The 21,896-nt window shown below is 58.1% G+C and carries 15 protein-coding genes and 1 pseudogene; 6 read left to right on the forward strand and 10 right to left on the reverse strand.

Annotation, left to right across the window (positions count from 1 at the left end; translation table 11 throughout):
- Window positions 1-52: 52 nt before the first annotated feature.
- From RYB66_RS10215 to RYB66_RS10240, 6 genes and pseudogenes are all read right to left on the reverse strand, one after another.
- Window positions 53-754: an ABC transporter ATP-binding protein gene (locus tag RYB66_RS10215; protein ID WP_002554807.1), complete on the reverse strand. Its 702-nt coding sequence runs from the start codon at window positions 752-754 to the stop codon at window positions 53-55.
- Window positions 755-1,522, reverse strand: a complete 768-nt coding sequence (gene livG, locus RYB66_RS10220) for a high-affinity branched-chain amino acid ABC transporter ATP-binding protein LivG (protein ID WP_002554806.1) — start codon at window positions 1,520-1,522, stop codon at window positions 755-757.
- Complete coding sequence (locus RYB66_RS10225; RefSeq protein WP_002554805.1) at window positions 1,519-2,784, reverse strand: high-affinity branched-chain amino acid ABC transporter permease LivM; 1,266 nt, start codon at window positions 2,782-2,784, stop codon at window positions 1,519-1,521. Before RYB66_RS10225 ends, livG begins: the two co-directional genes overlap by 4 nt.
- Window positions 2,781-3,704 (reverse strand): high-affinity branched-chain amino acid ABC transporter permease LivH, encoded by a 924-nt coding sequence (gene livH, locus RYB66_RS10230; protein WP_002554804.1) that lies wholly within the window; start codon window positions 3,702-3,704, stop codon window positions 2,781-2,783. Before livH ends, RYB66_RS10225 begins: the two co-directional genes overlap by 4 nt.
- Before the next feature lie 227 nt (window positions 3,705-3,931).
- Window positions 3,932-5,056, reverse strand: a complete 1,125-nt coding sequence (locus tag RYB66_RS10235; RefSeq protein ID WP_057402932.1) for a branched-chain amino acid ABC transporter substrate-binding protein — start codon at window positions 5,054-5,056, stop codon at window positions 3,932-3,934.
- Window positions 5,057-5,132: 76 nt separating this feature from the next.
- Window positions 5,133-5,384: pseudogene (locus tag RYB66_RS10240) on the reverse strand (hypothetical protein); the annotation flags it as partial.
- Between RYB66_RS10240 and RYB66_RS10245 the strand changes: the two are divergent.
- A complete protein-coding gene (locus tag RYB66_RS10245; protein ID WP_002554802.1) occupies window positions 5,383-5,688 on the forward strand; it encodes a DUF2288 domain-containing protein in 306 nt (101 codons plus the stop codon). The pseudogene RYB66_RS10240 and the gene RYB66_RS10245 sit on opposite strands and share 2 nt — an antisense overlap.
- A 114-nt stretch (window positions 5,689-5,802) precedes the next feature.
- Here the strand turns inward: RYB66_RS10245 and RYB66_RS10250 are convergent, their stop codons facing one another.
- Window positions 5,803-8,094: a putative bifunctional diguanylate cyclase/phosphodiesterase gene (locus RYB66_RS10250; protein ID WP_005779332.1), complete on the reverse strand. Its 2,292-nt coding sequence runs from the start codon at window positions 8,092-8,094 to the stop codon at window positions 5,803-5,805.
- A 232-nt stretch (window positions 8,095-8,326) separates the two neighbouring features.
- Between RYB66_RS10250 and RYB66_RS10255 the strand changes: the two genes are divergently transcribed.
- Complete coding sequence (locus RYB66_RS10255; protein WP_316894341.1) at window positions 8,327-9,706, forward strand: MFS transporter; 1,380 nt, start codon at window positions 8,327-8,329, stop codon at window positions 9,704-9,706.
- Between the two features lie 916 nt (window positions 9,707-10,622).
- Here the strand turns inward: RYB66_RS10255 and rapA are convergent.
- The gene (gene rapA / locus RYB66_RS10260; RefSeq protein WP_005732270.1) at window positions 10,623-13,469 is read right to left on the reverse strand and encodes an RNA polymerase-associated protein RapA; all 2,847 of its coding nucleotides are present in this window, start codon (window positions 13,467-13,469) and stop codon (window positions 10,623-10,625) included.
- 234 nt (window positions 13,470-13,703) lie between these two features.
- On the opposite strand from rapA, the gene RYB66_RS10265 reads away from it, so the two are divergent.
- Together RYB66_RS10265 and RYB66_RS10270 are read left to right on the forward strand one after the other, a co-directional pair.
- The gene (locus tag RYB66_RS10265; RefSeq protein ID WP_005743241.1) at window positions 13,704-14,042 is read left to right on the forward strand and encodes a hypothetical protein; all 339 of its coding nucleotides are present in this window, start codon (window positions 13,704-13,706) and stop codon (window positions 14,040-14,042) included.
- Window positions 14,043-14,131: 89 nt separating this feature from the next.
- Window positions 14,132-14,287 carry a hypothetical protein gene (locus RYB66_RS10270; protein WP_005779338.1) on the forward strand — a complete coding sequence of 52 codons (156 nt, stop codon included), beginning with the start codon at window positions 14,132-14,134 and terminating at the stop codon, window positions 14,285-14,287.
- Between the two features lie 230 nt (window positions 14,288-14,517).
- Here RYB66_RS10270 and RYB66_RS10275 read toward each other — a convergent pair whose 3' ends face one another.
- Together RYB66_RS10275 and RYB66_RS10280 are read right to left on the reverse strand one after the other, a co-directional pair.
- Window positions 14,518-16,188: a type III helper protein HopAK1 gene (locus RYB66_RS10275; protein WP_010201010.1), complete on the reverse strand. Its 1,671-nt coding sequence runs from the start codon at window positions 16,186-16,188 to the stop codon at window positions 14,518-14,520.
- A 171-nt stretch (window positions 16,189-16,359) separates the two neighbouring features.
- Window positions 16,360-16,830, reverse strand: coding sequence for a MaoC family dehydratase (locus RYB66_RS10280; protein WP_005743244.1), 471 nt, complete (start codon window positions 16,828-16,830; stop codon window positions 16,360-16,362).
- A gap of 368 nt (window positions 16,831-17,198) precedes the next feature.
- Here RYB66_RS10280 and fadD2 point away from each other — a divergent pair, with 368 nt between their 5' ends.
- On the forward strand, window positions 17,199-18,887 hold the full coding sequence (gene fadD2 / locus RYB66_RS10285) for a long-chain-fatty-acid--CoA ligase FadD2 (RefSeq protein WP_316894344.1): 1,689 nt from the start codon (window positions 17,199-17,201) through the stop codon (window positions 18,885-18,887).
- Between the two features lie 354 nt (window positions 18,888-19,241).
- Window positions 19,242-20,933, forward strand: a complete 1,692-nt coding sequence (gene fadD1 / locus RYB66_RS10290) for a long-chain-fatty-acid--CoA ligase FadD1 (RefSeq protein WP_004657538.1) — start codon at window positions 19,242-19,244, stop codon at window positions 20,931-20,933.
- Window positions 20,934-21,896: the final 963 nt, after the last annotated feature.

Raw genomic sequence — 21,896 nt, forward strand, 5'->3', positions numbered from 1 at the left:
GAGAATCATCGTGGCCCATCCTGGTTCTGAACGTTAATGCGCTTCGCAGCGCTTACCCGCCCAGATACGCATCCCGCACTTTCGGATCGACCAGCAATTCTTCGCCGGTGCCTTGCATCACCACACGACCGTTTTCCAGTACATAAGCGCGGTCGGCGACTTTCAGCGCCTGATTGGCGTTCTGTTCGACCAGAAACACCGTCACACCATCGCGACGCAACTGTTCAACGATCTCGAAAATCTGCTGGATGATGATCGGAGCCAAGCCCAGCGAAGGCTCGTCGAGCAACAGCAGCTTGGGCTTGCTCATCAACGCACGACCGATGGCCAGCATCTGCTGTTCGCCACCGGACATGGTGCCACCGCGCTGATTGAAGCGTTCCTTGAGGCGCGGAAAGAGCTGCAGGACCTTGTCCATCTGCTCCTGATAATCAGCCTTTTCCGTGAAGAAACCGCCCATCGCCAGGTTCTCTTCAACGGTCAGGCGCGCGAACACGCGACGGCCTTCCGGTACTACGGCGATACTCTTGCGCATGATGATCGACGACTCCAGCCCGACCAGTTCTTCGCCCATGTAGCGAATACTGCCGCTGTGCGCTCGTGGTGAGCCGCACAGGGTCATCAGCAGCGTGGACTTGCCTGCGCCGTTGGCGCCGATCAGGGTGACGATTTCGCCTTGACGTACTTCAACGTTGACGCTGTGCAGCGCCTGGATCTTGCCGTAGAAAGTGGAAACGTTTTCGAACTGCAGCATTTACGCTTCCCCCAGATAGGCTTTGATCACATCAGGATTGTCACGAATCTGTTCCGGCGTTCCGTCTGCCAGAGGCGTGCCCTGATTGATCACCACAATGTGGTCGGAAATGCTCATCACCAGTTTCATGTCGTGCTCGATCAACAGGACCGTAGCGTTGTGCTCGCTGCGCAACACGCCGATCAGGGCTTTCAGGTCGTCGGTTTCTCTGGGGTTCAGCCCGGCTGCCGGTTCGTCGAGCATCAGAATGCGCGGGCGCGTCATCATGCAGCGGGCGATTTCCAGACGGCGTTGCTGACCGTAGGCCAGTGTACCGGCAGGGCGGTTAGCGAATTCCTTGAGGTTGACGGCTTCCAGCCAGTGCTCGGCGTAGTCCATGGCTTCGCGTTCGCTGCGACGGAACGCCGGGGTTTTGAACAAACCGGCGAGGAAGTTGGTATTCAAATGCCGATGCTGGGCAACCAGCAGGTTCTCTACAGCGGTCATTTCCTTGAACAGGCGCACGTTCTGGAACGTACGCACCACGCCCTTGCGAGCAATCTGGTGACCGGCCAGGCCTTGGATGGGCTCGCCGTCCAGCAGAATAGTGCCTGCGCTTGGCCGGTAGAAACCGGTCAGGCAATTGAAAACGGTGGTCTTGCCCGCGCCGTTGGGGCCGATCATCGACACGACCTGCCCTTGATTGACGGTCAGGGCAACGCCATTGACCGCCAACAGGCCGCCAAAACGCATGCTCAAGCCGGTGGCTTGCAGTAATGGGCGGCTCATTTCGGCAGCTCCGTTTTCAATTTCATTTCAGGCCGTTGCATTGGCAGGAAGCCTTGAGGGCGCCAGATCATCATCAGCACCATCAGCGCGCCGAACATCAACATGCGGTAGTCGCTGAACTCGCGCATCAGTTCAGGCAGCAGAATCATCACGATGGCGGCCAGGATCACGCCCAGCTGCGAGCCCATACCGCCGAGCACGACGATGGCGAGGATAATTGCCGATTCGATGAAGGTGAACGATTCCGGGGTGATCAGACCCTGACGTGCGGCAAAGAAGCTGCCTGCGAAACCGGCGAACGCAGCGCCAAGGGTGAACGCCGAGAGCTTGATCACGGTCGGATTCAGCCCCAGCGCGCGACAGGCGATCTCGTCTTCACGCAGCGCCTCCCAGGCCCGGCCGATCGGCATGCGCAGCAGGCGGTTGATGACGAACAGTGCCGCCAGCGCCAGCAGCAGGGCGATCAGGTAAAGGAAGACGACCTTGTTGATCGAGTTGTAAGGCAGGCCGAAGAACTCGTGGAAGGTCTGCATGCCCTCGGCAGCCTTGCGCTCGAACGTCAGACCGAAGAAGGTCGGTTTGTCGATGTTGCTGATGCCGTTCGGGCCACCGGTCAGCTCGGTGAGGTTGCGCAGGAAGATGCGGATGATCTCGCCGAACCCCAGCGTCACGATGGCCAGATAGTCACCGCGCAGGCGTAGCACCGGGAACCCCAGCAAGAACCCGAACAGCGCCGCCATCAGGCCCGCAATCGGCAGGCAGATCCAGAAGCCGAGCCCATAGTAGTGGGACAGCAAGGCGTAGCTGTAGGCACCGACTGCATAGAAACCGACATAGCCCAGGTCCAGCAGACCGGCCAGACCGACCACGATGTTCAGGCCCAGGCCGAGCATGACGTAGATCAGGATCAGCGTGGCGATGTCCACCGCACCGCGCGACCCGAAGAATGGCCAGATGAACGCCAGCACGATCAATGCGGCCAGGCCCCAGCGTTGGGTTTTCGGCTGAGTCAGGAAATCGCTGGTCTTCTGCGAGATCAACGGCTTTTCGGTACCGCGGCGCATGCTGCCGATCTGTTCTGCGAACAGTACGCGCAAGAACAGCATGACCGAACAGAAGGCAATAATGGTCAGGGTCAGCGGGCTGGCGTTCTGCACTTGCAGGGTGACGCCGGAAAAGGCCAGTTTCAGGCCGAACACCGGGTAGGCCACGGCCCAGACCAGTGCGGCGCTGAACAGCGCCTGTTTGAAAGACTTGCTCATACTTTCTCAACCTCCGGACGACCCAGGATGCCGGTCGGTCGGAACAGCAGCACCAGAACCAGCAGGCCGAAGGCCACGACGTCCTTGTACTGATCACCAAAAATGTCGGCACCGAAGGCTTCGGCGACGCCCAGTACCAGGCCACCGAGCACAGCGCCCGGGATCGAACCGATACCGCCCAGTACGGCAGCAGTGAACGCTTTCAGGCCGACCAGAAAGCCGGCGCTCGGGTTGATCACGCCGTACTGCATGCTCAGCAGCATCGCCGCGACGGCAGCCAGTGCAGCACCGACCACGAAGGTCAGGGCAATGATGTTGTTGGTGTTGATCCCCAGCAGGTTGGCCATTTTCATGTCCTCGGCACAGGCACGGCAGGCGCGGCCCATGCGTGAGCGGGAGATGAACAGGGTCAGGCCGGTCATGGCCAGCAGGGTGACGACAAAGACCACGATCTGCATGTAGGAGATCAGCACTTCCTGAGCGCCACCGGGCCCGAACGACAGGCTGCCGGGCAGCAGGTTGGGGATGGCGAAGTTGCCGGAGCCCTGAGAAAGCTGAACCGAGTTCTGCAGGAAGATCGACATGCCGATTGCAGAAATCAGTGGAATCAGACGGTTGCTATTGCGCAACGGACGGTAGGCCACACGCTCGATGCTGTATCCGTAGGCACTGGTTACGACGATGGCTGCGGCGAAACCGGCAATCATCAGCAACGGCAGGCTGTGAATACCCAGCATCGCCAGACCGGCGAGCGCCATGAAAGCTACATAGGAACCGATCATGTACACCTCGCCATGGGCGAAGTTGATCATTCCGATGATGCCGTACACCATCGTGTAGCCGATGGCGATCAATGCATACGTACTGCCAATGGTCAGGCCATTGACCAGCTGCTGCATGTAGTGGAATAACTCGGGCATTTACCGCGCTCCTAAAAACCTGATCTGCATTTCTCTGACCTGCGCCGGGGTGGCATTCTGTCGATGCGTAGCCTGTTGCGCTGTCAGGGAACCGCTGTTGACGGTTTTAAGATTTTCAGGGGGCCTCGTGCATGCAGTTCGGGTCGCCGAAATGTGCGTACGGGCCTGGATTCGTAAAACAAAGCCCACTGCGCTGGCAGTGGGCTTTGAGGGTTAACGCAAGCAGCTTATTTGGCGGCTTCGGTCTTCGGTTTGCCGAAGTGCCACTCGTAAACCACGAACTGGAAGTTCTTCAGATCGCCTTTGTCGTCGTAGCTCAGCTCGCCCATCGGGGTCTTGAAGGTGCCAGCATGGATGGCAGCAGCCACCTTGGCGGTGTCTTCGGACTTGGCGGCGGCGATGCCATCAGCAATGACCTGAACGGCGGAGTAGGACGGGTAGACGAACGGGCCGCTCGGGTCTTGTTTCTTGGCCTTGAAGGCTTCGGTCAGAGCCTGGTTGGCCGGGTCCTGGTCGAAGGATTTTGGCAGGGTGACCAGCAGGCCTTCCGAAGCATCGCCGGCGATCTGCGAGATGGACTCGTTGCCGACGCCTTCAGGGCCCATGAACTTCGCGTTCAGGCCTTTTTCCTTGGACTGGCGCAGGATCTGACCCAGCTCCGGGTGGTAGCCGCCGTAGTAGACGAAGTCGACGTTGGCTTGCTTGAGTTTGGCAATCAGCGACGAGAAGTCCTTGTCACCTGCGTTGATACCTTCGAACAGAGCAACCTTGACGCCTTTTTTCTCCAGCGTCTGCTTGACTGCTGTCGCGATACCTTCGCCGTACTGCTGCTTGTCGTGAATCACAGCAACGATTTTCGGCTTGGCGACGTCGGCAATGTAGTTGCCTGCGGCCGGGCCCTGGGCGCTGTCGAGACCGATGGTGCGGAATACCAGTTTGTAGCCGCGTGCGGTGATTTCCGGGCTGGTGGCAGCCGGGGTCACCATGATGATGCCTTCGTCTTCGTAAACGTCGGACGCTGGCTGGGCGGAGCTGGAGCACAGGTGACCGACCACGTATTTCACGCCGTCGTTGACCACCTTGTTGGCGACCGCAACGGCCTGTTTCGGATCGCAGGCGTCATCGTATTCGACGGCTTCAAGCTTTTTGCCATCCACGCCGCCTTTGGCGTTGATCTGCTCGATGGCCATTTTGGCACCGTTGAACTGCATGGTGCCGTATTCGGCAACCGGGCCGGTCTTGGGACCGGCGATGCCGATCTTGATGGTGTCAGCTGCGAACGAATGGCTGGCAACCCCCGCCATAACCAGTGCGGCAAACAGCCTTGAAAGCTTATTGGTACCCTTAGTCATGATGCTCCACTCTTGCGTTGTAGTTTTTATAATCCTGATGGCCAAGGCTCCAGGACCGGATTCGATCACCGGTTCTCCCACGCCGCCAACTGTACCGGAACAGTTTAGAGTGCCGCTTGTTGGCTTGGAAAGCCGGGCGTTTGGGGACAAACCGATGCGTGTCGCTTAATCGAAAGAAAGTTACAGAATCAAACCGCCTGAGGCCCTGAAATCGCTTCAGATCCATAAGGTTATCTGCACTTTCCCGCGATAAATCACCTGCTTCTGGGCTTGCCGATGGGAAAGTCGGCGCTATCATTGCGCCGATTTTCTTTCTGGTGAAACCCATGACGCAAGAACCTAGCACCCTCTATGCCAAACTGCTTGGCGAAACCGCATCAATCACCTGGACTGAATTGCAACCATTCTTTGCCAAGGGTGCCCTGTTGTGGGTCGAACTGCCTCTGGATTTGATCGAAGTTGCCGAGGCCGTGGCCGAAAATGATGCAGTGAGGGTGTCTGCATGGCTGGCTGAAGGACAGGTCGGCAAGGTCTCGGAAAGCAAGGCGCTTGAGCTGGTGGAGACCGATCCTTCGCTCTGGGCTGTAGTGGTGGCACCTTGGGTTCTGATTCAAAACAGAGCGCAGGATTGATTTGCGCACCATTTAGGTGCCTGACGATTTGCCGGAGTGAGTTGGAAGGTAACTGTCCCGGCGTCGACGTAGCGTAAAACCACACCTGCCGACCAGTGACTACAGAGCGTAGCGTCAGGTACGGACGGGCCTGTGACTGGCAAATTCGTCATTGTCGGTCAGGTCGGCAAACACATCGGCAGGTTCTGCAACGTCAATGTCCGGGCCGTGCATGTGCGGTGGTGGCAGGGCAGACCAACGGGTAGTCGGTTCGCGCTCGTTCATCTGTCTGGCAAGGGGCAGGATTCGCTCCAGTGGCTGAGGCTTGCTGAACAGATAGCCTTGTACGTAATCACTGCCGAATCGGCTGAGAAACTCAAGTTGAGCCGGGGTTTCCACGCCTTCCGTGACGACTTTCAGGTGCAGGGTATGAGCCATGACGAGAATCGCCTGGACGATTTCCATATCCTGTGGAGATTGGGGAATATCAATGATGAATGATCGATCGATCTTCAGCGTGTCCAGTGGCAGCCGCTTGAGATAGGCAAGCGATGAGTAGCCGGTGCCGAAGTCGTCAATCGACAGGGAGACCCCCAGGCTGCGAATGTGCTTGAGCATCAGAATGGTATTGCTGATATTGCCCATCAACGCATTTTCCGTCACCTCCAGTTCCAGTCGGCCAGGTGCAACGTCGGCGTCGGCCAGTGCCTGCTCGACCTCTTCGACCAGTTCGTCGCGGCCCAGCGTGAGTGCCGAGCAGTTGACCGTGATGATCAGCTGTTCCAGCCCTTCCTGACGCAGTGTGCGCAGGTCGTGACAGGCGCGGCGCAGCACCCAGTTATCCAGCTCGGCGATCAGACCGTTGGCCTCGGCAATGCCGATGAAGCGCCCGGGAGCCAGCAAACCGTGTTGCGGGTGATTCCAGCGCACCAGTGCCTCCAGCTTGGCAACGTGGCCAGTATGCATGTCGACGATAGGCTGATAGTAGACCTGCAGGCCGGTCTCTTCGCGCAGGGCATTGCGCAGTTCCTCCTCCAGATGCAGTTCCAGGCTGGCCCTGGTCTTGAGCGCGGGGCTGAAGAAATTGACCCTGTTGCGTCCGTTGCCCTTGGACTGGTAAAGCGCGAGGTCTGCGTGTTTGAGCAGTTCATCACAGGTCGAACCGTCGCGCGGGAACACGGCGATACCAATACTGGTCGTCATGACCATGCGCCTTCCTGCCAGCGCGATGGTCTCCTTCATTTTTTGCATGACCCGATAGGCCAAGTGTCGTGCCTCCTCGTAGTCCGGAATGCTCAGCAGTATGCAGAATTCATCGCCCCCGAAACGGGAGACCACGTCTTGCACACGGGTGGCGCTGCGGATGCGTTCGGCAATCACCTTGAGCAGTTCGTCACCGGCGTCATGGCCCAGACTGTCGTTAATGCGCTTGAAGTGGTCGATGTCCAGAAACATCACTGCAAGCATGCCGTTGTTGTAGGTGTGCTCCTGCAGCTTTTCGGCGAATATCTGATTGAAGCCCCGGCGGTTGATCAGGTTGGTCAACGGGTCGTAATGGGCCACCTGCTGAAGCGAGACGCGGGCCTGATCCAGCTGGCTGAGCAGCGCGTTGACGCGTTGCAGGTCGTGCTCCTTGCCTTGCAGTTTCTTGTCGGCCATTGCCGCGCTGATGCTGCCGGCGATGATAAGCAGGGTGATGGCGGCAATGGTAAGCCCAAGCTGCTGGCTGTTTTCGGTGCCGGGGATGTGCAGCGCAGCGCCTTCGGGCATGACCAGTCGCAGTGCCCTCATGCCCATCAGGTGCATGGTCAGCAAACCCGCACCCAGCAGAAGACTCACCCCGTAGCGGAACATCTGATGAAACATGCCGTTGTACTGACGCAGATGCCGGGACAGTGTCAGCAGAGCAATGCTGGAAAGGACGGCAACCACGATCGACAGCGCGAACATCCGTGGTTCGTAGTACTGCGTGGCAGCGGAGCGCATCGCCGACATGCCCAGATAGTGCATGACACTGATGCCGGTCCCCATGACCAGCGAACTGATCAGACAGCGCCTGAGCGTCAGCTCAGGGATGGTCAGGGCTCTCATGGCCACCAGTGCAGTGATCAGCACGATCAGCAGGGAAGCCAGCGTGACTGTCAGGTCGTAAGAGATTTTCAGCGGGGCCTCAAACGCCAGCATGCTGATGAAATGCATCGCCCACACGCCGCCCGCCAGGCATAACGCGCCCAGTGCTTTCCACAGGCGACGGCTCTTGATGGCGTCGACCTGAATGACGCGGTCGGCAATATCCAGCGTGGCGAAGGATGCGGCGCAAGCCACACCGTAAGCCAGCGCTACCAGAAACAGGTTATGACTGCAGTCGATCAATAATTGCCCGTCCGCTGGGAGGCCAGCGAATACGTTCAAACCCAGCCACTCCATAGCGCGCCCTATTCTCACTACAAGAGCGCCAAGCCTCAGGACCTGGCGATTTGAGCTGAGTATAGAAGCTGTTTACAACCTGCCACCCCTGCGAGCGGCCATTTTGATATCGACTCAATAACGAATAGTTATAAAAGGCCATCATGTCCTATGCGTAGTTACGAATGTTTACAGACAGACAGCGCTTCTGCTTCTAGATTGAAGTGACTGAGAGTCAAGGGATGGATGCCTTATGAACACGCTCCAGGCTGAAAACGCTACTCAGGCTGCCAATGCCTGGCGCGTGCTGTTCCTGCTTTTTCTGGCCAATCTGTTCAACTTCTTTGATCGCACCATCCCGGCGATTATCGTCGAGCCCATTCGTCTGGAATGGCATTTGAGTGACTTTCAACTGGGGTTGCTGGGGACCGCATTCACGCTGGTCTACGCTTTCGCTGGTCTGCCATTGGGGCGCATGGCCGACAACGGGTCGCGCAAGAAGCTCATGGGCTGCGGTCTGGCGGTCTGGAGCGGGTTGACTGCGGTCAATGGCATGGTGGGCAGTTTCTGGACCTTCCTGCTGGTGCGCATGGGCGTCGGCATAGGTGAGGCCAGCTACGCGCCTGCTGCCAACTCACTGATCGGTGATCTGTTTCCAGCCCATCGGCGTGCGCGGGCCATGGGGCTTTTCATGCTGGGTCTGCCTTTGGGTCTGCTACTGGCGTTCTTTACCATCGGCGCTATGGTCAAGGCGTTTGACAGCTGGCGCGCACCGTTCTTTATCGCTGCGGTTCCTGGTCTGTTGCTGGCCGTGTTCATCTTTTTCATCAAGGAGCCCAGGCGCGGCGCGGCTGAAAGCGTGCGGATGTCAGAGGCGAAGATTCAAAAGCCGATCCGCTGTGTGCTGTCGATTCCGACCTTTCGTTGGCTGGTGCTGGGTGGTCTGACCTTCAACTTTGCGACTTACGCCTGCAATTCATTCATGGTGCCGATGCTGCAGCGCTATTTTCTGCTGCCCTTGCAGGAAGCTGCAGTGGCGACCGGGGTTATTGTCGGCGTAACCGGGCTGATCGGTCTGACGCTTGGGGGCTGGATAGCCGACAAACTGCACCAGCGCTTTTCCAATGGACGGCTGTTGTTTGCGACCATCAGCATGTTGATCGCCGCACTGGCCACAGGCTATGCGCTGCATGCAGGGCAGATCGGGATCGGTGTGTTCGTGGGGGTGTTCAGTCTGGGCTGGCTGTTCGCTTACAACTTCTATACCTGCGTTTACACCGCTATTCAGGACGTAATCGAACCGCGCCTGCGGGCCACGGCCATGGCGCTGTTCTTTGCCGGGCTTTATTTGCTGGGTGGAGGGCTGGGGCCGGTGGTGGTCGGTTTGCTGTCTGATCACTTTGCCCATGCTGCGATGGGCGTTGCAGGTGTCGAGGTGATGAGCGAAAGCTTTAAAGCCATCGGTTTGCACGATGCCATGTACCTGATCCCGGCAGCGCTGTTTCTGACCTTGCTGTTCCTGTATCAGGCTTCGCGCTGTTTCAGCCGGGATGCCGAGCGGATGAAGGCGAGAATGGCGGCTGACGAGCCGGTGGAGGAGTTGGCGCAGGGAATTGTGGTGGCCAGGCAGTGATCGCGCTGATGCAAGAACGGACGCAGAGCGTCGCACGATAGTTGGATTATCGTTCCTCACGCTCCCGCGTGGGAATGCCGTGCGTGACGCTCTGCGTCACAAATCTGCGCCGCACCGCACACGCAAGATCGGACGCAGAGCGTCCAGAAAGGCATGCGACGCGGAGCGTCGCACGATAGTTAAGGTCATCGTTCCGCACGCTCCAGCGTGGGAATGCCTTGCGTGACGCTCTGCATCACAAATCTGCGCCGCACTGCACACGCAAGATCGGACGCAGAGCGTTCAGAACGGCATGCGACGCAGAGCGTCGCACGATAGTTAAGGTCATCGTTCCTCACGCTCCAGCGTGGGAATGCCGTGCGTGACACTCTGTATCACAAATCTGCGCCGCACCGCACACTCAAGACCGGACGCGGAGCGTCCAGAAAGGCATGCGACGCAGAGCGTCGCACGATAGTTGGATTATCGTTCCGCACGCTCCCGCGTGGGAATGCCGTGCGTGACGCTCTGCGTCACAAATCTGCGCCGCACCGCAAACGCAGGATTGGACGCGGAGCGTCCAGAACGGCATGCGACGCAGAGCGTCGCACGATAGTTAAGGTCATCGTTCCGCACGCTCCCGCGTGGGAATGCCGTGCGTTATGCTCTGCGTCACAAATCTGCGCCGCGCCGCAAACACAGGATTGGACGCAGAGCGTCCAGAAAGGCATGCGACGCGGAGCGTCGCACGATAGTTGAGATTATCGTTCCGCACGCTCCAGCGTGGGAATGCCTTGCGTGACGCTCTGCGTCACAAATCTGCGCCACGCCGCAAACGCAAGATCGGACGCGGAGCGTCCAGAACGGCGTACCGACGCAGAGCGTCGGCACGATAGTCATCTAAAGACTTATGGATAACGCGGAGCGTATCAAGGCTTCAACCCGCTACCAGTACCCGGATCGCTTCCAGGCGCAGGGCTGCTTTTTCAAGCATCGCCAGGCCTTGTTCGCGCTGGCTGCGCAGGGCGACCAGTTCACTGTCGCGCACGGTCGGGTTGACCGCTTGCAATGCCGTCAGGCGAGCCAGTTCCTCTTCAGTGTCGGCTGCCAGACGACGCTGTGCTTCGGCGACGCGTTCTGCGTGTCTTGGGGTGATTTTCTCTTCGCCCGCATTGATTCTCGGGGTCAACTGGTCACGTTGCGCCTGGATGAACTTGTTGGCGCTGGCACGAGGCACGCTTTCGAGCTGATCATTGAGGGTGTTGAACGACACACGGCTCGACAGATCGTTGCCATTGGCGTCGAGCAGGCAACGCAGCGCGGCAGGAGGCAGGTAGCGCCCCAGCTGCAACGAGCGAGGAGCAACCACTTCGCTGACGTAGATCAGTTCCAGCAGGACAGTGCCCGGCTTGAGCGCCTTGTTCTTGATCAGTGCCACGGCGGTGTTGCCCATCGAGCCGGACAGCACGAGGTCCATACCGCCCTGAACCATCGGGTGCTCCCAGGTGATGAACTGCATGTCTTCGCGAGACAGCGCCTGGTTGCGGTCGTAGGTGATGGTCACGCCTTCGTCGTCGCCGAGCGGGAAGCTGGCGTCGAGCATTTTCTCGCTTGGCTTGAGGATCAGGGCGTTTTCCGAATGGTCTTCGCTGTCGATGCCAAAGGCGTCGAACAGGGTTTCCATGTAGATCGGCAGGCTGAACTGATCGTCCTGTTCCAGAATGGCTTCAACCAGCGCTTCGCCTTCGCCGGCGCCGCCGGAATTGAGTTCCAGCAAGCGGTCGCGACCGGTGTGCAGTTCGCTTTCCAGGCGTTCGCGCTCGGTGCGGGCTTCGTCGATCAGACTTTGCCACTCGTCGTCGTCACCGCTTTCCAGCAGCGGCAGCAGGCGCGGGCCGAACTGATGCTGCAGGGCGTTACCGGTCGGGCAGGTATTGAGGAACGCATTGAGCGCCTCGTGATACCACTGGAACAGGCGTGCCTGCGGGCTGGTTTCCAGGAAAGGTACGTGCAGCTCGATGGTGTGCTTCTGGCCGATCCGGTCAAGACGCCCGATACGCTGCTCCAGCAGGTCCGGGTGCGACGGCAGGTCAAACAGCACCAGATGGTGAGAGAACTGGAAGTTGCGGCCTTCGCTGCCGATTTCCGAGCAGATCAGGACCTGAGCGCCGAATTCTTCGTCTGCAAAATAGGCCGCTGCGCGGTCGCGCTCAAGGATGTTCATACCCTCGTGGAAGACCGTGGCTGGAATGCCGGAACGTACGCGCAGCGCGTCTTCCAGGTCCATGGCGGTTTCGGCGTGGGCACAGATGACCAGCACCTTGACGCGCTTGAGCATTTTAAGCGTGTCGATCAGCCAGTCGACGCGTGGGTCGAAGCGCCACCAGCGCTCTTCTTCGCTGACTTCTGACTGCGACTGAAAGCTGACTTCCGGGTAAAGATCGGCGTGTTCGCCAACCGGCAACTCAAGGTATTCCACAGGGCAGGGCAGCGGGTATTGATGCAGCTTGCGCTCCGGGAAGCCCTGCACCGCGGCACGGGTGTTGCGGAACAGCACGCGGCCGGTGCCGTGACGGTCCAGCAGTTCGCGAATCAGGCGCGCCTTGGCTTCGTCGTCGCCGGTATTCACGGCCGCCAGCAGTGAATCGCCCTCGGCACCCAGGAAGCCATGAATGGTTTTCTGAGCCGCAGCGGACAGCTTGCCCTTGTCGAGCAACTCCTGAACGGCCTGAGCCACCGGACGGTAGTTCTCGCTTTCGGCGCGGAAGGCCTTGAGGTCGTGGAAGCGGTTCGGGTCCAGCAGGCGCAGGCGGGCGAAGTGGCTGTCCTGACCCAGTTGCTCCGGGGTTGCGGTCAGCAGCAGTACGCCGGCAATGACTTCGGCCAGTTGCTCGACCAGCGAGTATTCGCGGCTGGCCTTGTCTTCGTGCCAGACCAGATGGTGCGCTTCGTCGACTACCATCAGGTCCCAGCCTGCCGCAAACAGGGCGTCCTGGGCTTTTTCGTCTTCGACCAGCCATTCCAGGGCAACCAATGCAAGCTGGGTGTCTTCGAACGGGTTGCCTGCATCGCTTTCCATGAAGCGCTCGGCGTCGAACAGCGCGACCTGCAGGTTGAAGCGGCGACGCATTTCCACCAGCCACTGGTGCTGGAGGTTTTCCGGGACCAGAATCAGCACGCGGCTGGCGCGGCCCGACAGCAGTTGGCGATGGATCACCAGACCGGCTTCGATGGTTTTGCCCAGACCCACTTCGTCGGCCAGCAGAACGCGCGGCGCGATACGGTCCGCGACTTCGCGAGCGATGTGCAACTGGTGGGCGATAGGCTGTGCCCGCACGCCACCCAGGCCCCACAGCGAGGACTGCAATTGGCGGCTGGTGTGCTCCAGCGTGTTGTAGCGCAACGAAAACCAGGACAACTGGTCGATCTGGCCAGCGAACAGACGGTCGGTAGCCAGGCGGAACTGGATGAAGTTCGACAGCTGGGTTTCCGGCAGTGTCACCACTTCGTTCTGCGCGTTCAGGCCGTGGTAGACCAGCAGGCCATCGACATCGTCGACTTCGCGTACGGTCATCTTCCAGTTTTCGAAATGTGTGATCACATCGCCTGGGGAGAAGCGCACGCGGGTCAGCGGCGCATTACGCAGTGCGTACTGACGTGTTTCGCCAGTGGCCGGATAGAGCACGGTCAACAAGCGGCCGTCCTGTGCCAGAACGGTGCCTAAACCCAGCTCGGCTTCGCTGTCACTAATCCAGCGTTGCCCCGGTTGATACTGCTGCGCCATGCTGCCTGTCTCCCGCTTGAAAAAGCTGAGTATGTTAACGGAACGCGCACCGAAGGCCAAAGGCAGCGTGAAAAAACTCATCTTCAGCGCTGATAACCCATCGAATTTTTAGTTCCATGACACTAATTTCACTGTCAGCGGTCGAAAAAGATCTTATAAACATTTGCTGACTATTTTAGCCCGGTTCAAGTTGCCTCGTGCACGGCCGACACCCCGGTAAGAGGAGATAAAACCATGCTGCAACCTATGCTTCCGCTAAGTGTGGTGCCTGTGACATCACAGATGGACCCGGCCAAACGCATGCCGGACATCCCGCCTGTCGCACCGGTGCAGCAAAGCTCCAACGAGACCTCCATCGACCTGCGCAACGAAGATACCGAACGCAGCGCGTTGCTGTTGCGCGAAGAACAGCAGCGTCAGCAACAGCAGCAGGGTCGAACCTCTGAAGAGGCCGAGGAATATCAGGGGTTGGTCGTTCCAGGGGATTCTCTGAACGCTGACAACACCGTTCCTGTCGTACCGCTCATCGACGACGAGCCGCGTCAGGGTCTCTGGGTGGATATTCAGATCTGATAAGCGGGAAAGCCCGGTTCTTCGCTGGTCATGGCCGCTGCGATTAAGCATTATTGGCATTGATTTCCAGTGTTCGAGAGCGGCAAGCCATGAGCGACGATGAAAAATTGATCGACCTGGGCGCAGAGCGCGCCAGACGCGTTCACGATTTGAACGACAAACGCCTCAACGAAGTGCGCAATGCCTTCGAACAGGCGATGCCTTTAGGCAGCAAAAAGCCAAAGAAAAAGCCTAAAAAACGCTGATAACTCCTTTCTGCATCATTGATCTGGATCAAGGTGCCTTCGTGCAGCTGCGTTTAACCTGATGCCATCAAATACGGCGCAACACGACGACCAGCCAGTCGTCGCCAGCGCAGTATCGGCGGCATAAAAAAGAACGACTGGCCAGGGCCAGTCATTCTGTCAGTGAGCACGCAAGGCATTTCGGGCGACCCAGGTCGCCCTTTTTTTCGTCCGTATTTCAGCCCAGGCCTTTAGGCCACTGTTTTTGCGCCGGCATGAGTCAGGTTGTAGGCTCTGGCCTCTTCGGCTGTTTTCACGTCCCGGTTATAGCTCGGTGACCAGGCGGTCAGCGGTGATTTCTGAGTGAAACTGACGTTACTGCCGATGTCTTTGAAGTGGGCGTCGCCGTAGTCATCCAGCACGCCGGAGTTACTTGCCTTGTTGGAGACATCCACGCCTTTTGCGAAATAGTTGGACTGCGACAGAATCGTTGCATCCCCCGTCGCAGTGAAGCCGAGGTGGAATTTGTCGATGGAGTTATTGAACACGTCAAATTGCCCGTGACGCATCAGGCCGGGGGCCCGGACATCCAGGTTGCTGAAGACGTTGTTGGCAATGGTCATTTGCGGATAACCCTTGTAGGCGGCTTTGGCCGCCGCAGAATCATCGGGCTGGCCCAGAATCACCCCATATTCGTTGTTCTGAAACTTTGAATTGGTCAGGCTGACATTATCTGCCGTCCCGCCAACGTAGAGCAGCTTATCCAGCCCTTTGGGGTTCTGATCCTTGGTGCCTGTGTAAGTGTTCTGATCGATCCAGTACTTCTTGCCGCTGCTGATGAACATCTGCATGTCACCGTTTTCACGGTAACGGCTGTCATGGTTGAAGTTGAGGTTCTGGAAAATATCATTGCTCGCGGTTTTGCCACTGGCCAGATAGATATTGTGCAGGGTGTTGCCCTTATCGGTGCCCAACAGGGTTTTGTTGGCTCCGAAATTGATGGTCACTTTGCTGTCGGCAGACAGGTTGGCTCCCAGACGCACCGTACGAGCCGTGTCGTCTTCCATGTTTTTCTTGAGTTCCGCCACGGTATTCACAGTGACCACTTGACCGCCGTTACCGCCGGTCGTGCCAGCGTCTTTGGCGAAACCCACGATGCCCGACATGTCTGCGCCCTGGCCGTGCGCAGCCGGTGTGGCGGGTTTTGCTGCTTTAACCGTGTTATCCGGTGTGGCGGTGGTGGAGGTCGAGGTTTTCGGCAACGCAGGTTCATGGACCACTGCTGGTTTTACCGCATCGGGCCTGGTCGGTGTCTCTGGAGGAGCACTGCTTCGCTCGGCGGTGCGGGGGGCAGTGTGTGACGGTGGTGTTTGTGAAGGTGCTATTTGTGAAGGTGCTATTTGTGAAGGTGCGGTGGGCGTCGACTCTGTATTTTTTTGCAGTGATACAGGTTTTTCTGAAGGGTGATCGTTCTGCACTACAAAGGGTTTTTCTGCGTTGCCCTGAGGCGTCGAAGGCGACGATGACGATGAGGAAGAGGGCGATTGAGCGAGCGTCGGCGCCTGTTCGTGTTGAGTCTGTGCAGGCGGCGTAACGTCCTGTTGCTGATTGCCGCGCAAGAGAGAGAACAGTTCCTTGAGGAAGTTACGAATGGCTTCCACAAGTTTGTTCAGTACTTGCTCACTGTTACCGCCCAGCATGTTTGAAGACGCGCTTGTATCAGTCGGCTGGACTCTGGAGCTTAGTGTGTTCAGCGAGGAGTGCGGACCATTGGCCTGTTGTGTCAGGCCGAAGTCGATCAGGTTGCTATTGTGGCCCGGCTTGATGCCTTGGCCTTGCGACTGCGCTTGATCGGTCTGTGCAGTGGCATCCTGCGCAGGAATCCCGGAGACGGGGTAATAGTTTCTGTTGATCATATTCATGGCTGATTTCCCCGCCTGTAGGATGAACAATTCTTGATCCGGATAGAGAGTGCCGCTGGTTTCCTGAGTGGAAAGCGCAGCAAAGCAGTTCCGGATGCATCATGAATTTTTTTGTTCAGGCCACTGGCGAGTCTGGCGTGCGCATTATGTGGCGCACGCCCATGCGCGGTATCAGCCGAAGGTGATCTCGGGCAATACGGTCAGGTCGACGGTCTGCTGCTTGCGCGGGGCGAGGATCTCGGCTTCGCCGTCTACAACCAGCTCATCGTTCTGATTGAAAACGCGGGTTGCGATGCGCACTCGGAACTTTGGCAGTTTTTCCAGGATTTCCAGGCGCACAGTCAGAGTGTCGCCCAGTTTTACCGGTTTCTGGAAAGTCATCTGCTGACCGATGTAAATAGTGCCCGGCCCAGGCAGCTCGCACGCAACGGCCGCACTGATCAACGCACCACTGAACATGCCGTGAGCGATGCGCTCCTTGAACATGGTCTTGGCGGCATATTCGGCGTCCAGGTGAACCGGGTTGTGGTCGCCGGACATGGCGGCGAACAGTTGAATGTCACGTTCTTCCACTGTCTTGCTATAGCTGGCGGTCTGACCGACTTCAAGGGCTTCGTAAGGCGTGTTGGTGACTTGAGTCATGTGGCTGTCCTGACAATAAAAATGGATTGAAGCGGGCCGGTTCGTGCAATCCGACTTAGCCTTGATTTGTAACACTTGATGACCTGCCGCCGCCATTGCGCGGACAAGATCATTCAGACGCTTGCCGGGGCTGCCCGGATCACATTCAAGGCAAATAATAAGCGAATGTCATGAGAATACTGCTGTTGCGGTATCGAGAGTCTGTTGATTAGCAGGCCATCTGCAATTGGAAGTGTATCGTCGTCGGCAGATTTCAGTCTGAACGGAGGCAAGATTCATGCAGCTGATGACGCTCGGCCGATTATTTGCCTGAGACGTTTTAACTGCTAACGTCGGGCCAGGCCTACGCAGGGAAGAGGATAAAAATAATGCAAAGTGATTTCTGGGATGACAAGCGTCCGGCAGGTGTCGACTCCGAGGTGGACTTACAGACCTATCAGTCGGTCATTGAAGTATTTGAGCGCTGCTGCAGAAAGTTTGCAGACCGACCTGCATTCAGCAATATGGGCGTCACCCTGACCTACGCCGACCTTGAGCGTCACTCTGCCGCTTTCGCAGGCTATCTGCAGCAGCATACACAACTGGTGCCGGGTGACCGTATTGCCGTACAGATGCCCAATATCCTGCAATACCCGATTGCCGTATTTGGTGCGATGCGTGCAGGTCTGATCGTGGTCAACACCAATCCGTTATACACCGCACGCGAGATGCGCCATCAATTCAAGGACTCTGGTGCCAGGGCGCTGGTGTACCTCAATTTGTTCGGCAAGCTGGTGCAGGAAGTGCTCCCCGACACTGCAATCGAACACCTGATCGAAGTGAAAATGGGCGACATGCAGTCACCTGCCAAGGGATGGCTGGTCAATACCATCGTCGACAAGGTCAAAAAGCTGGTCCCGTCATTCCATTTGCCTCAAGCCGTCGGCTTCAAGCGTGCGCTTCGCCTGGGGCGTGATAGCCGTATGCAGGTCGTACCACGAGGTCTGGACGACGTTGCCGTGCTGCAATACACCGGTGGCACCACGGGGTTGGCCAAGGGCGCGATGCTCACTCACGGCAATCTGGTCGCCAACATGCAGCAAGTCTATGCCTGCATGCGCCAGCAGCGTCCCGAAGGCGGCTCGCTGTTTGAAGAGGGCACAGAGGTGATGATCGCGCCGTTGCCGCTTTATCACATCTATGCATTCACGGCGAACTGCATGTGCATGATGATCAGCGGCAATCACAACATCCTGATTACCAACCCTCGCGATATCGGCGGTTTCATCAAGGAGCTGGGCAAGTGGAAGTTCACCGCCATGATCGGCCTCAACACACTGTTCGTGGCGCTCATGAATCATCCACAGTTCAGGAGTCTGGATTTCTCGGCGCTGAAAAGCACCAATTCCGGCGGTACTGCGCTGGTCAAGGCCACGGCCGAGCGCTGGGCGCAGATCACCGGCTGCACAATCGTCGAGGGTTATGGCCTGACCGAGACTTCGCCTGTCGCCAGTGCCAATCCTTACGGTGCTCTGGCTCGTCTGGGTACGGTCGGTATTCCGGTGCCGGGTACTGCGATGAAGGTTATTGACGACGACGGTGCCGAATTGCCCTTCGGCGAGCGAGGCGAGCTGTGTATCCAAGGGCCGCAGGTCATGAAGGGCTACTGGAACCAGCCGGCTGCCACCGCCGAGTCACTGGATGCGCAAGGCTGGTTCAAGACTGGTGACATTGCGGTGATTGGCACCGACGGATTCGTCAGTATTGTCGACCGCAAGAAAGACTTGATCATCGTGTCCGGCTTCAACGTTTACCCCAACGAAATCGAAGACGTGGTCATGGCCCACCCGAAAGTCGCCAACTGCGCCTGTATCGGCGTGCCGGACGAGCGTTCGGGGGAGGCCGTAAAACTGTTTGTGGTGGCGCGAGAGCCGGGGTTGAGCGTTGAAGAGCTCAAGGCCTTCTGCAAGGCGAATTTCACGGCGTACAAGGTACCCAGGCATATTGTCCTGCGGGAATCGTTGCCGATGACGCCGGTAGGCAAGATTCTGCGCCGGGAGCTTCGTGACATTGCCTGATTCCCCCTAATCGTCTCGAATTGTGTAAATGACCCCGTTTGCAGAGTGCTGCATGCGGGGTCTTTTTTTTGAAAAGCCGCTAATTATGAGGTTGACCGCTCTGTTCCGGTGCTTTCGAGGTGGTAATTAATATTCTTTTGATGTTTTAAAAATGACTGATTTATAGATTACGGTCTTTTTGGTGACTGTGTGGCCTTCTTATGCCTCTAGTCGACGTTTGGCAAAGCTGCTACTCTCGGCGCGCTTTTTGATCAGTCATAAAGCGAAAAAAGCGTCTACTGCATAATTCCAAGCACAAGAAAATCATCGCTTCAGGCGATGTGAAGAATTCGCTATCGCTACGGAGCCGACTGAATGATTGAAAACTTCTGGAAGGACAAATATCCGTCTGGTATCCCCGCCGATATCAATCCTGACGAGTATCCCAATGTCCAGGCTGTCCTGAAGCTGTCCTGCCAACGCTTCGCCGACAAACCGGCGTTCAGCAATCTGGGCAAGACCATCACCTACGGCGAACTGTATGAGCTGTCCGGCGCGTTCGCCGCCTGGATCCAGCAACATACCGACCTGCAGCCGGGTGATCGCATCGCTGTGCAGTTACCCAACCTGTTGCAGTACCCGATTGCCGTCTTCGGTGCCATTCGCGCCGGGCTGATCGTGGTCAACACCAACCCGCTGTACACCGCGCGGGAAATGGAACACCAGTTCAATGACTCCGGCGCCAAGGCGCTGGTGTGTCTGGCAAACATGGCGCACCTGGCCGAAAAGGTCGTGCCCAAAACGCAGATCAAGCATGTCATCGTCACTGAAGTGGCTGACATGCTGTCGCCGCTCAAGCGTTTGCTGATCAACAGCGTCATCAAGTACGTGAAGAAAATGGTCCCGGCCTATCACTTGCCTAAAGCCGTCAAATTCAACGATGTGCTCGGCAAGGGGCGTGGCCAGCCAGTGACCGACGTGTCGCCCGGCAGCGCCGATGTTGCTGTGCTGCAATACACCGGCGGCACCACCGGTGTGGCCAAGGGCGCAATGCTGACTCATCGCAACCTGATCGCCAACATGTTGCAGTGCCGGGCGCTGATGGCTTCAAACCTTGGCGACGGGTGTGAAATCATCATCACGCCCCTGCCGCTGTATCACATCTACGCCTTCACCTTTCATTGCATGGCGATGATGCTGCTCGGCAATCACAACATCCTGATCAGCAACCCGCGTGATCTGCCAGCGATGGTCAAGGAACTTTCGAAATGGAAGTTCAGCGGCTTTGTCGGCCTTAACACGCTGTTTGTGGCCTTGTGCAATAACGAGGGTTTCCGCAACCTCGACTTTTCGGCGTTGAAAGTTACCCTGTCCGGCGGCATGGCCCTGCAGCAGTCCGCTGCCGAACGCTGGAAGCAGGTCACTGGCTGCCAGGTCTGCGAAGGCTATGGCATGACCGAGACCAGCCCGGTGGCTACGGTCAATCCCGCTAAAGACGTGCAGATGGGCACTATCGGTATTCCTGTGCCGTCGACGCTGTGCAAGGTTATCGACGATGCTGGCAACGAGCTGGCGTTCGGTGAAACCGGCGAGTTGTGCATCAAGGGCCCTCAGGTCATGAAAGGCTACTGGCAGCGCCAGGAAGCCACCGATGAAATGCTCGACAGTGATGGCTGGCTCAAGACCGGTGACATCGCGATCATCCAGCCCGATGGCTACATCCGGATTGTCGATCGCAAGAAAGACATGATTCTGATCTCCGGTTTCAATGTATACCCCAACGAACTTGAAGACGTGCTGGCCACGCTCCCGGGTGTGTTGCAATGCGCGGCGATCGGCGTGCCGGACGAGAAGTCAGGCGAAACCATCAAGGTTTTCGTCGTGGCCAAACCGGGCGTTACCCTCACCAAGGAACAGGTCATGGAGCACATGCGCGCCAACCTGACCGGCTACAAGGTGCCGCGTAGCGTGGAATTCCGGGAGGTCCTGCCCACCACCAACGTCGGCAAGATCCTGCGTCGCGAGCTTCGTGATGAGGAATTGAAGAAGCTGGGCGTGAAGAAGTAGGGCGGAGCGCCGCACGATAGTTGAGATTATCGTTCCGCACGCTCCAGCGTGGGAACGCAGGTCTCGACGCTCTGCGTCGCAAGAGGACGCGGAGCGTCCGGAAAGGCATGCGACGCGGAGCGCCGCACGATAGTTGCGATTATCGTTCCGCACGCTCCAGCGTGGGAATGCAGGTCTCGACGCTCTGCGTCGTCAAGAGGACGCAGAGCGTCCAGAACGGCATGCGACGCGGAGCGTCGCACGATAGTTGGATTCTCGTTCCCACGCTCCAGCGTGGGAATACAGGTCTCGACGCTCTGCGTCGCAAGAGGACGCGCAGCGTCCGGAAAGGCATGCGACGCGGAGCGCCGCACGATAGTTGAGATTATCGTTCCCTACGCTCCAGCGTGGGAACGCAGGTCTCGACGCTCTGCGTCGCAATGAGGACGCGTAGCGTCCGGAAAGGCATGCGACTTGGAGCGCCGCACAATAGTTGAGATTATCGTTCCGCACGCTCCAGCGTGGGAATGCAGGTCTCGACGCTCTGCGTCGCAAGAGGACGCGGAGCGTCCGGAAAGGCATGCGACGCGGAGCGCCGCACGATAGTTGAGATTATCGTTCCACACGCTCCAGCGTGGGAATGCAGGTCTCGACGCTCTGCGTCGCAATGAGGACGCGGAGCGTCCATAAAGGCATACGACGCGGAGCGCCGCACGATAGTTGAGATTATCGTTCCGCACGCTCCAGCGTGGGAACGCAGGTCTCGACGCTTTGCGTCGCAATGAGGACGCGGAGCGTCCGGAAAGGCATGCGACGCAGAGCGCCGCACGATAGTTGAGATTATCGTTCCGCACGCTCCAGCGTGGGAATGCAGGTCTCGACGCTCTGCGTCGCAATGAGGACGCGGAGCGTCCATAAAGGCATACGACGCGGAGCGCCGCACGATAGTTGAGATTATCGTTCCGCACGCTCCAGCGTGAGACG

The organism is Pseudomonas syringae group sp. 243L2, assembly GCF_032587875.1.
Lineage (GTDB): Bacteria > Pseudomonadota > Gammaproteobacteria > Pseudomonadales > Pseudomonadaceae > Aquipseudomonas > Aquipseudomonas amygdali.

Excerpts from the sequence above, each read along its gene's own strand:
- RYB66_RS10215 (WP_002554807.1), bottom strand. The coding sequence starts at position 754 with ATGCTGCAGTTCGAAAACGTTTCCACTTTCTACGGCAAGATCCAGGCG.
- livG (WP_002554806.1), bottom strand. The coding sequence starts at position 1,522 with ATGAGCCGCCCATTACTGCAAGCCACCGGCTTGAGCATGCGTTTTGGC.
- RYB66_RS10225 (WP_002554805.1), bottom strand. The coding sequence starts at position 2,784 with ATGAGCAAGTCTTTCAAACAGGCGCTGTTCAGCGCCGCACTGGTCTGG.
- livH (WP_002554804.1), bottom strand. The coding sequence starts at position 3,704 with ATGCCCGAGTTATTCCACTACATGCAGCAGCTGGTCAATGGCCTGACC.
- RYB66_RS10235 (WP_057402932.1), bottom strand. The coding sequence starts at position 5,056 with ATGACTAAGGGTACCAATAAGCTTTCAAGGCTGTTTGCCGCACTGGTT.
- RYB66_RS10245 (WP_002554802.1), top strand. The coding sequence starts at position 5,383 with ATGACGCAAGAACCTAGCACCCTCTATGCCAAACTGCTTGGCGAAACC.
- RYB66_RS10250 (WP_005779332.1), bottom strand. The coding sequence starts at position 8,094 with ATGGAGTGGCTGGGTTTGAACGTATTCGCTGGCCTCCCAGCGGACGGG.
- RYB66_RS10255 (WP_316894341.1), top strand. The coding sequence starts at position 8,327 with ATGAACACGCTCCAGGCTGAAAACGCTACTCAGGCTGCCAATGCCTGG.
- rapA (WP_005732270.1), bottom strand. The coding sequence starts at position 13,469 with ATGGCGCAGCAGTATCAACCGGGGCAACGCTGGATTAGTGACAGCGAA.
- RYB66_RS10265 (WP_005743241.1), top strand. The coding sequence starts at position 13,704 with ATGCTGCAACCTATGCTTCCGCTAAGTGTGGTGCCTGTGACATCACAG.
- RYB66_RS10270 (WP_005779338.1), top strand. The coding sequence starts at position 14,132 with ATGAGCGACGATGAAAAATTGATCGACCTGGGCGCAGAGCGCGCCAGA.
- RYB66_RS10275 (WP_010201010.1), bottom strand. The coding sequence starts at position 16,188 with ATGAATATGATCAACAGAAACTATTACCCCGTCTCCGGGATTCCTGCG.
- RYB66_RS10280 (WP_005743244.1), bottom strand. The coding sequence starts at position 16,830 with ATGACTCAAGTCACCAACACGCCTTACGAAGCCCTTGAAGTCGGTCAG.
- fadD2 (WP_316894344.1), top strand. The coding sequence starts at position 17,199 with ATGCAAAGTGATTTCTGGGATGACAAGCGTCCGGCAGGTGTCGACTCC.
- fadD1 (WP_004657538.1), top strand. The coding sequence starts at position 19,242 with ATGATTGAAAACTTCTGGAAGGACAAATATCCGTCTGGTATCCCCGCC.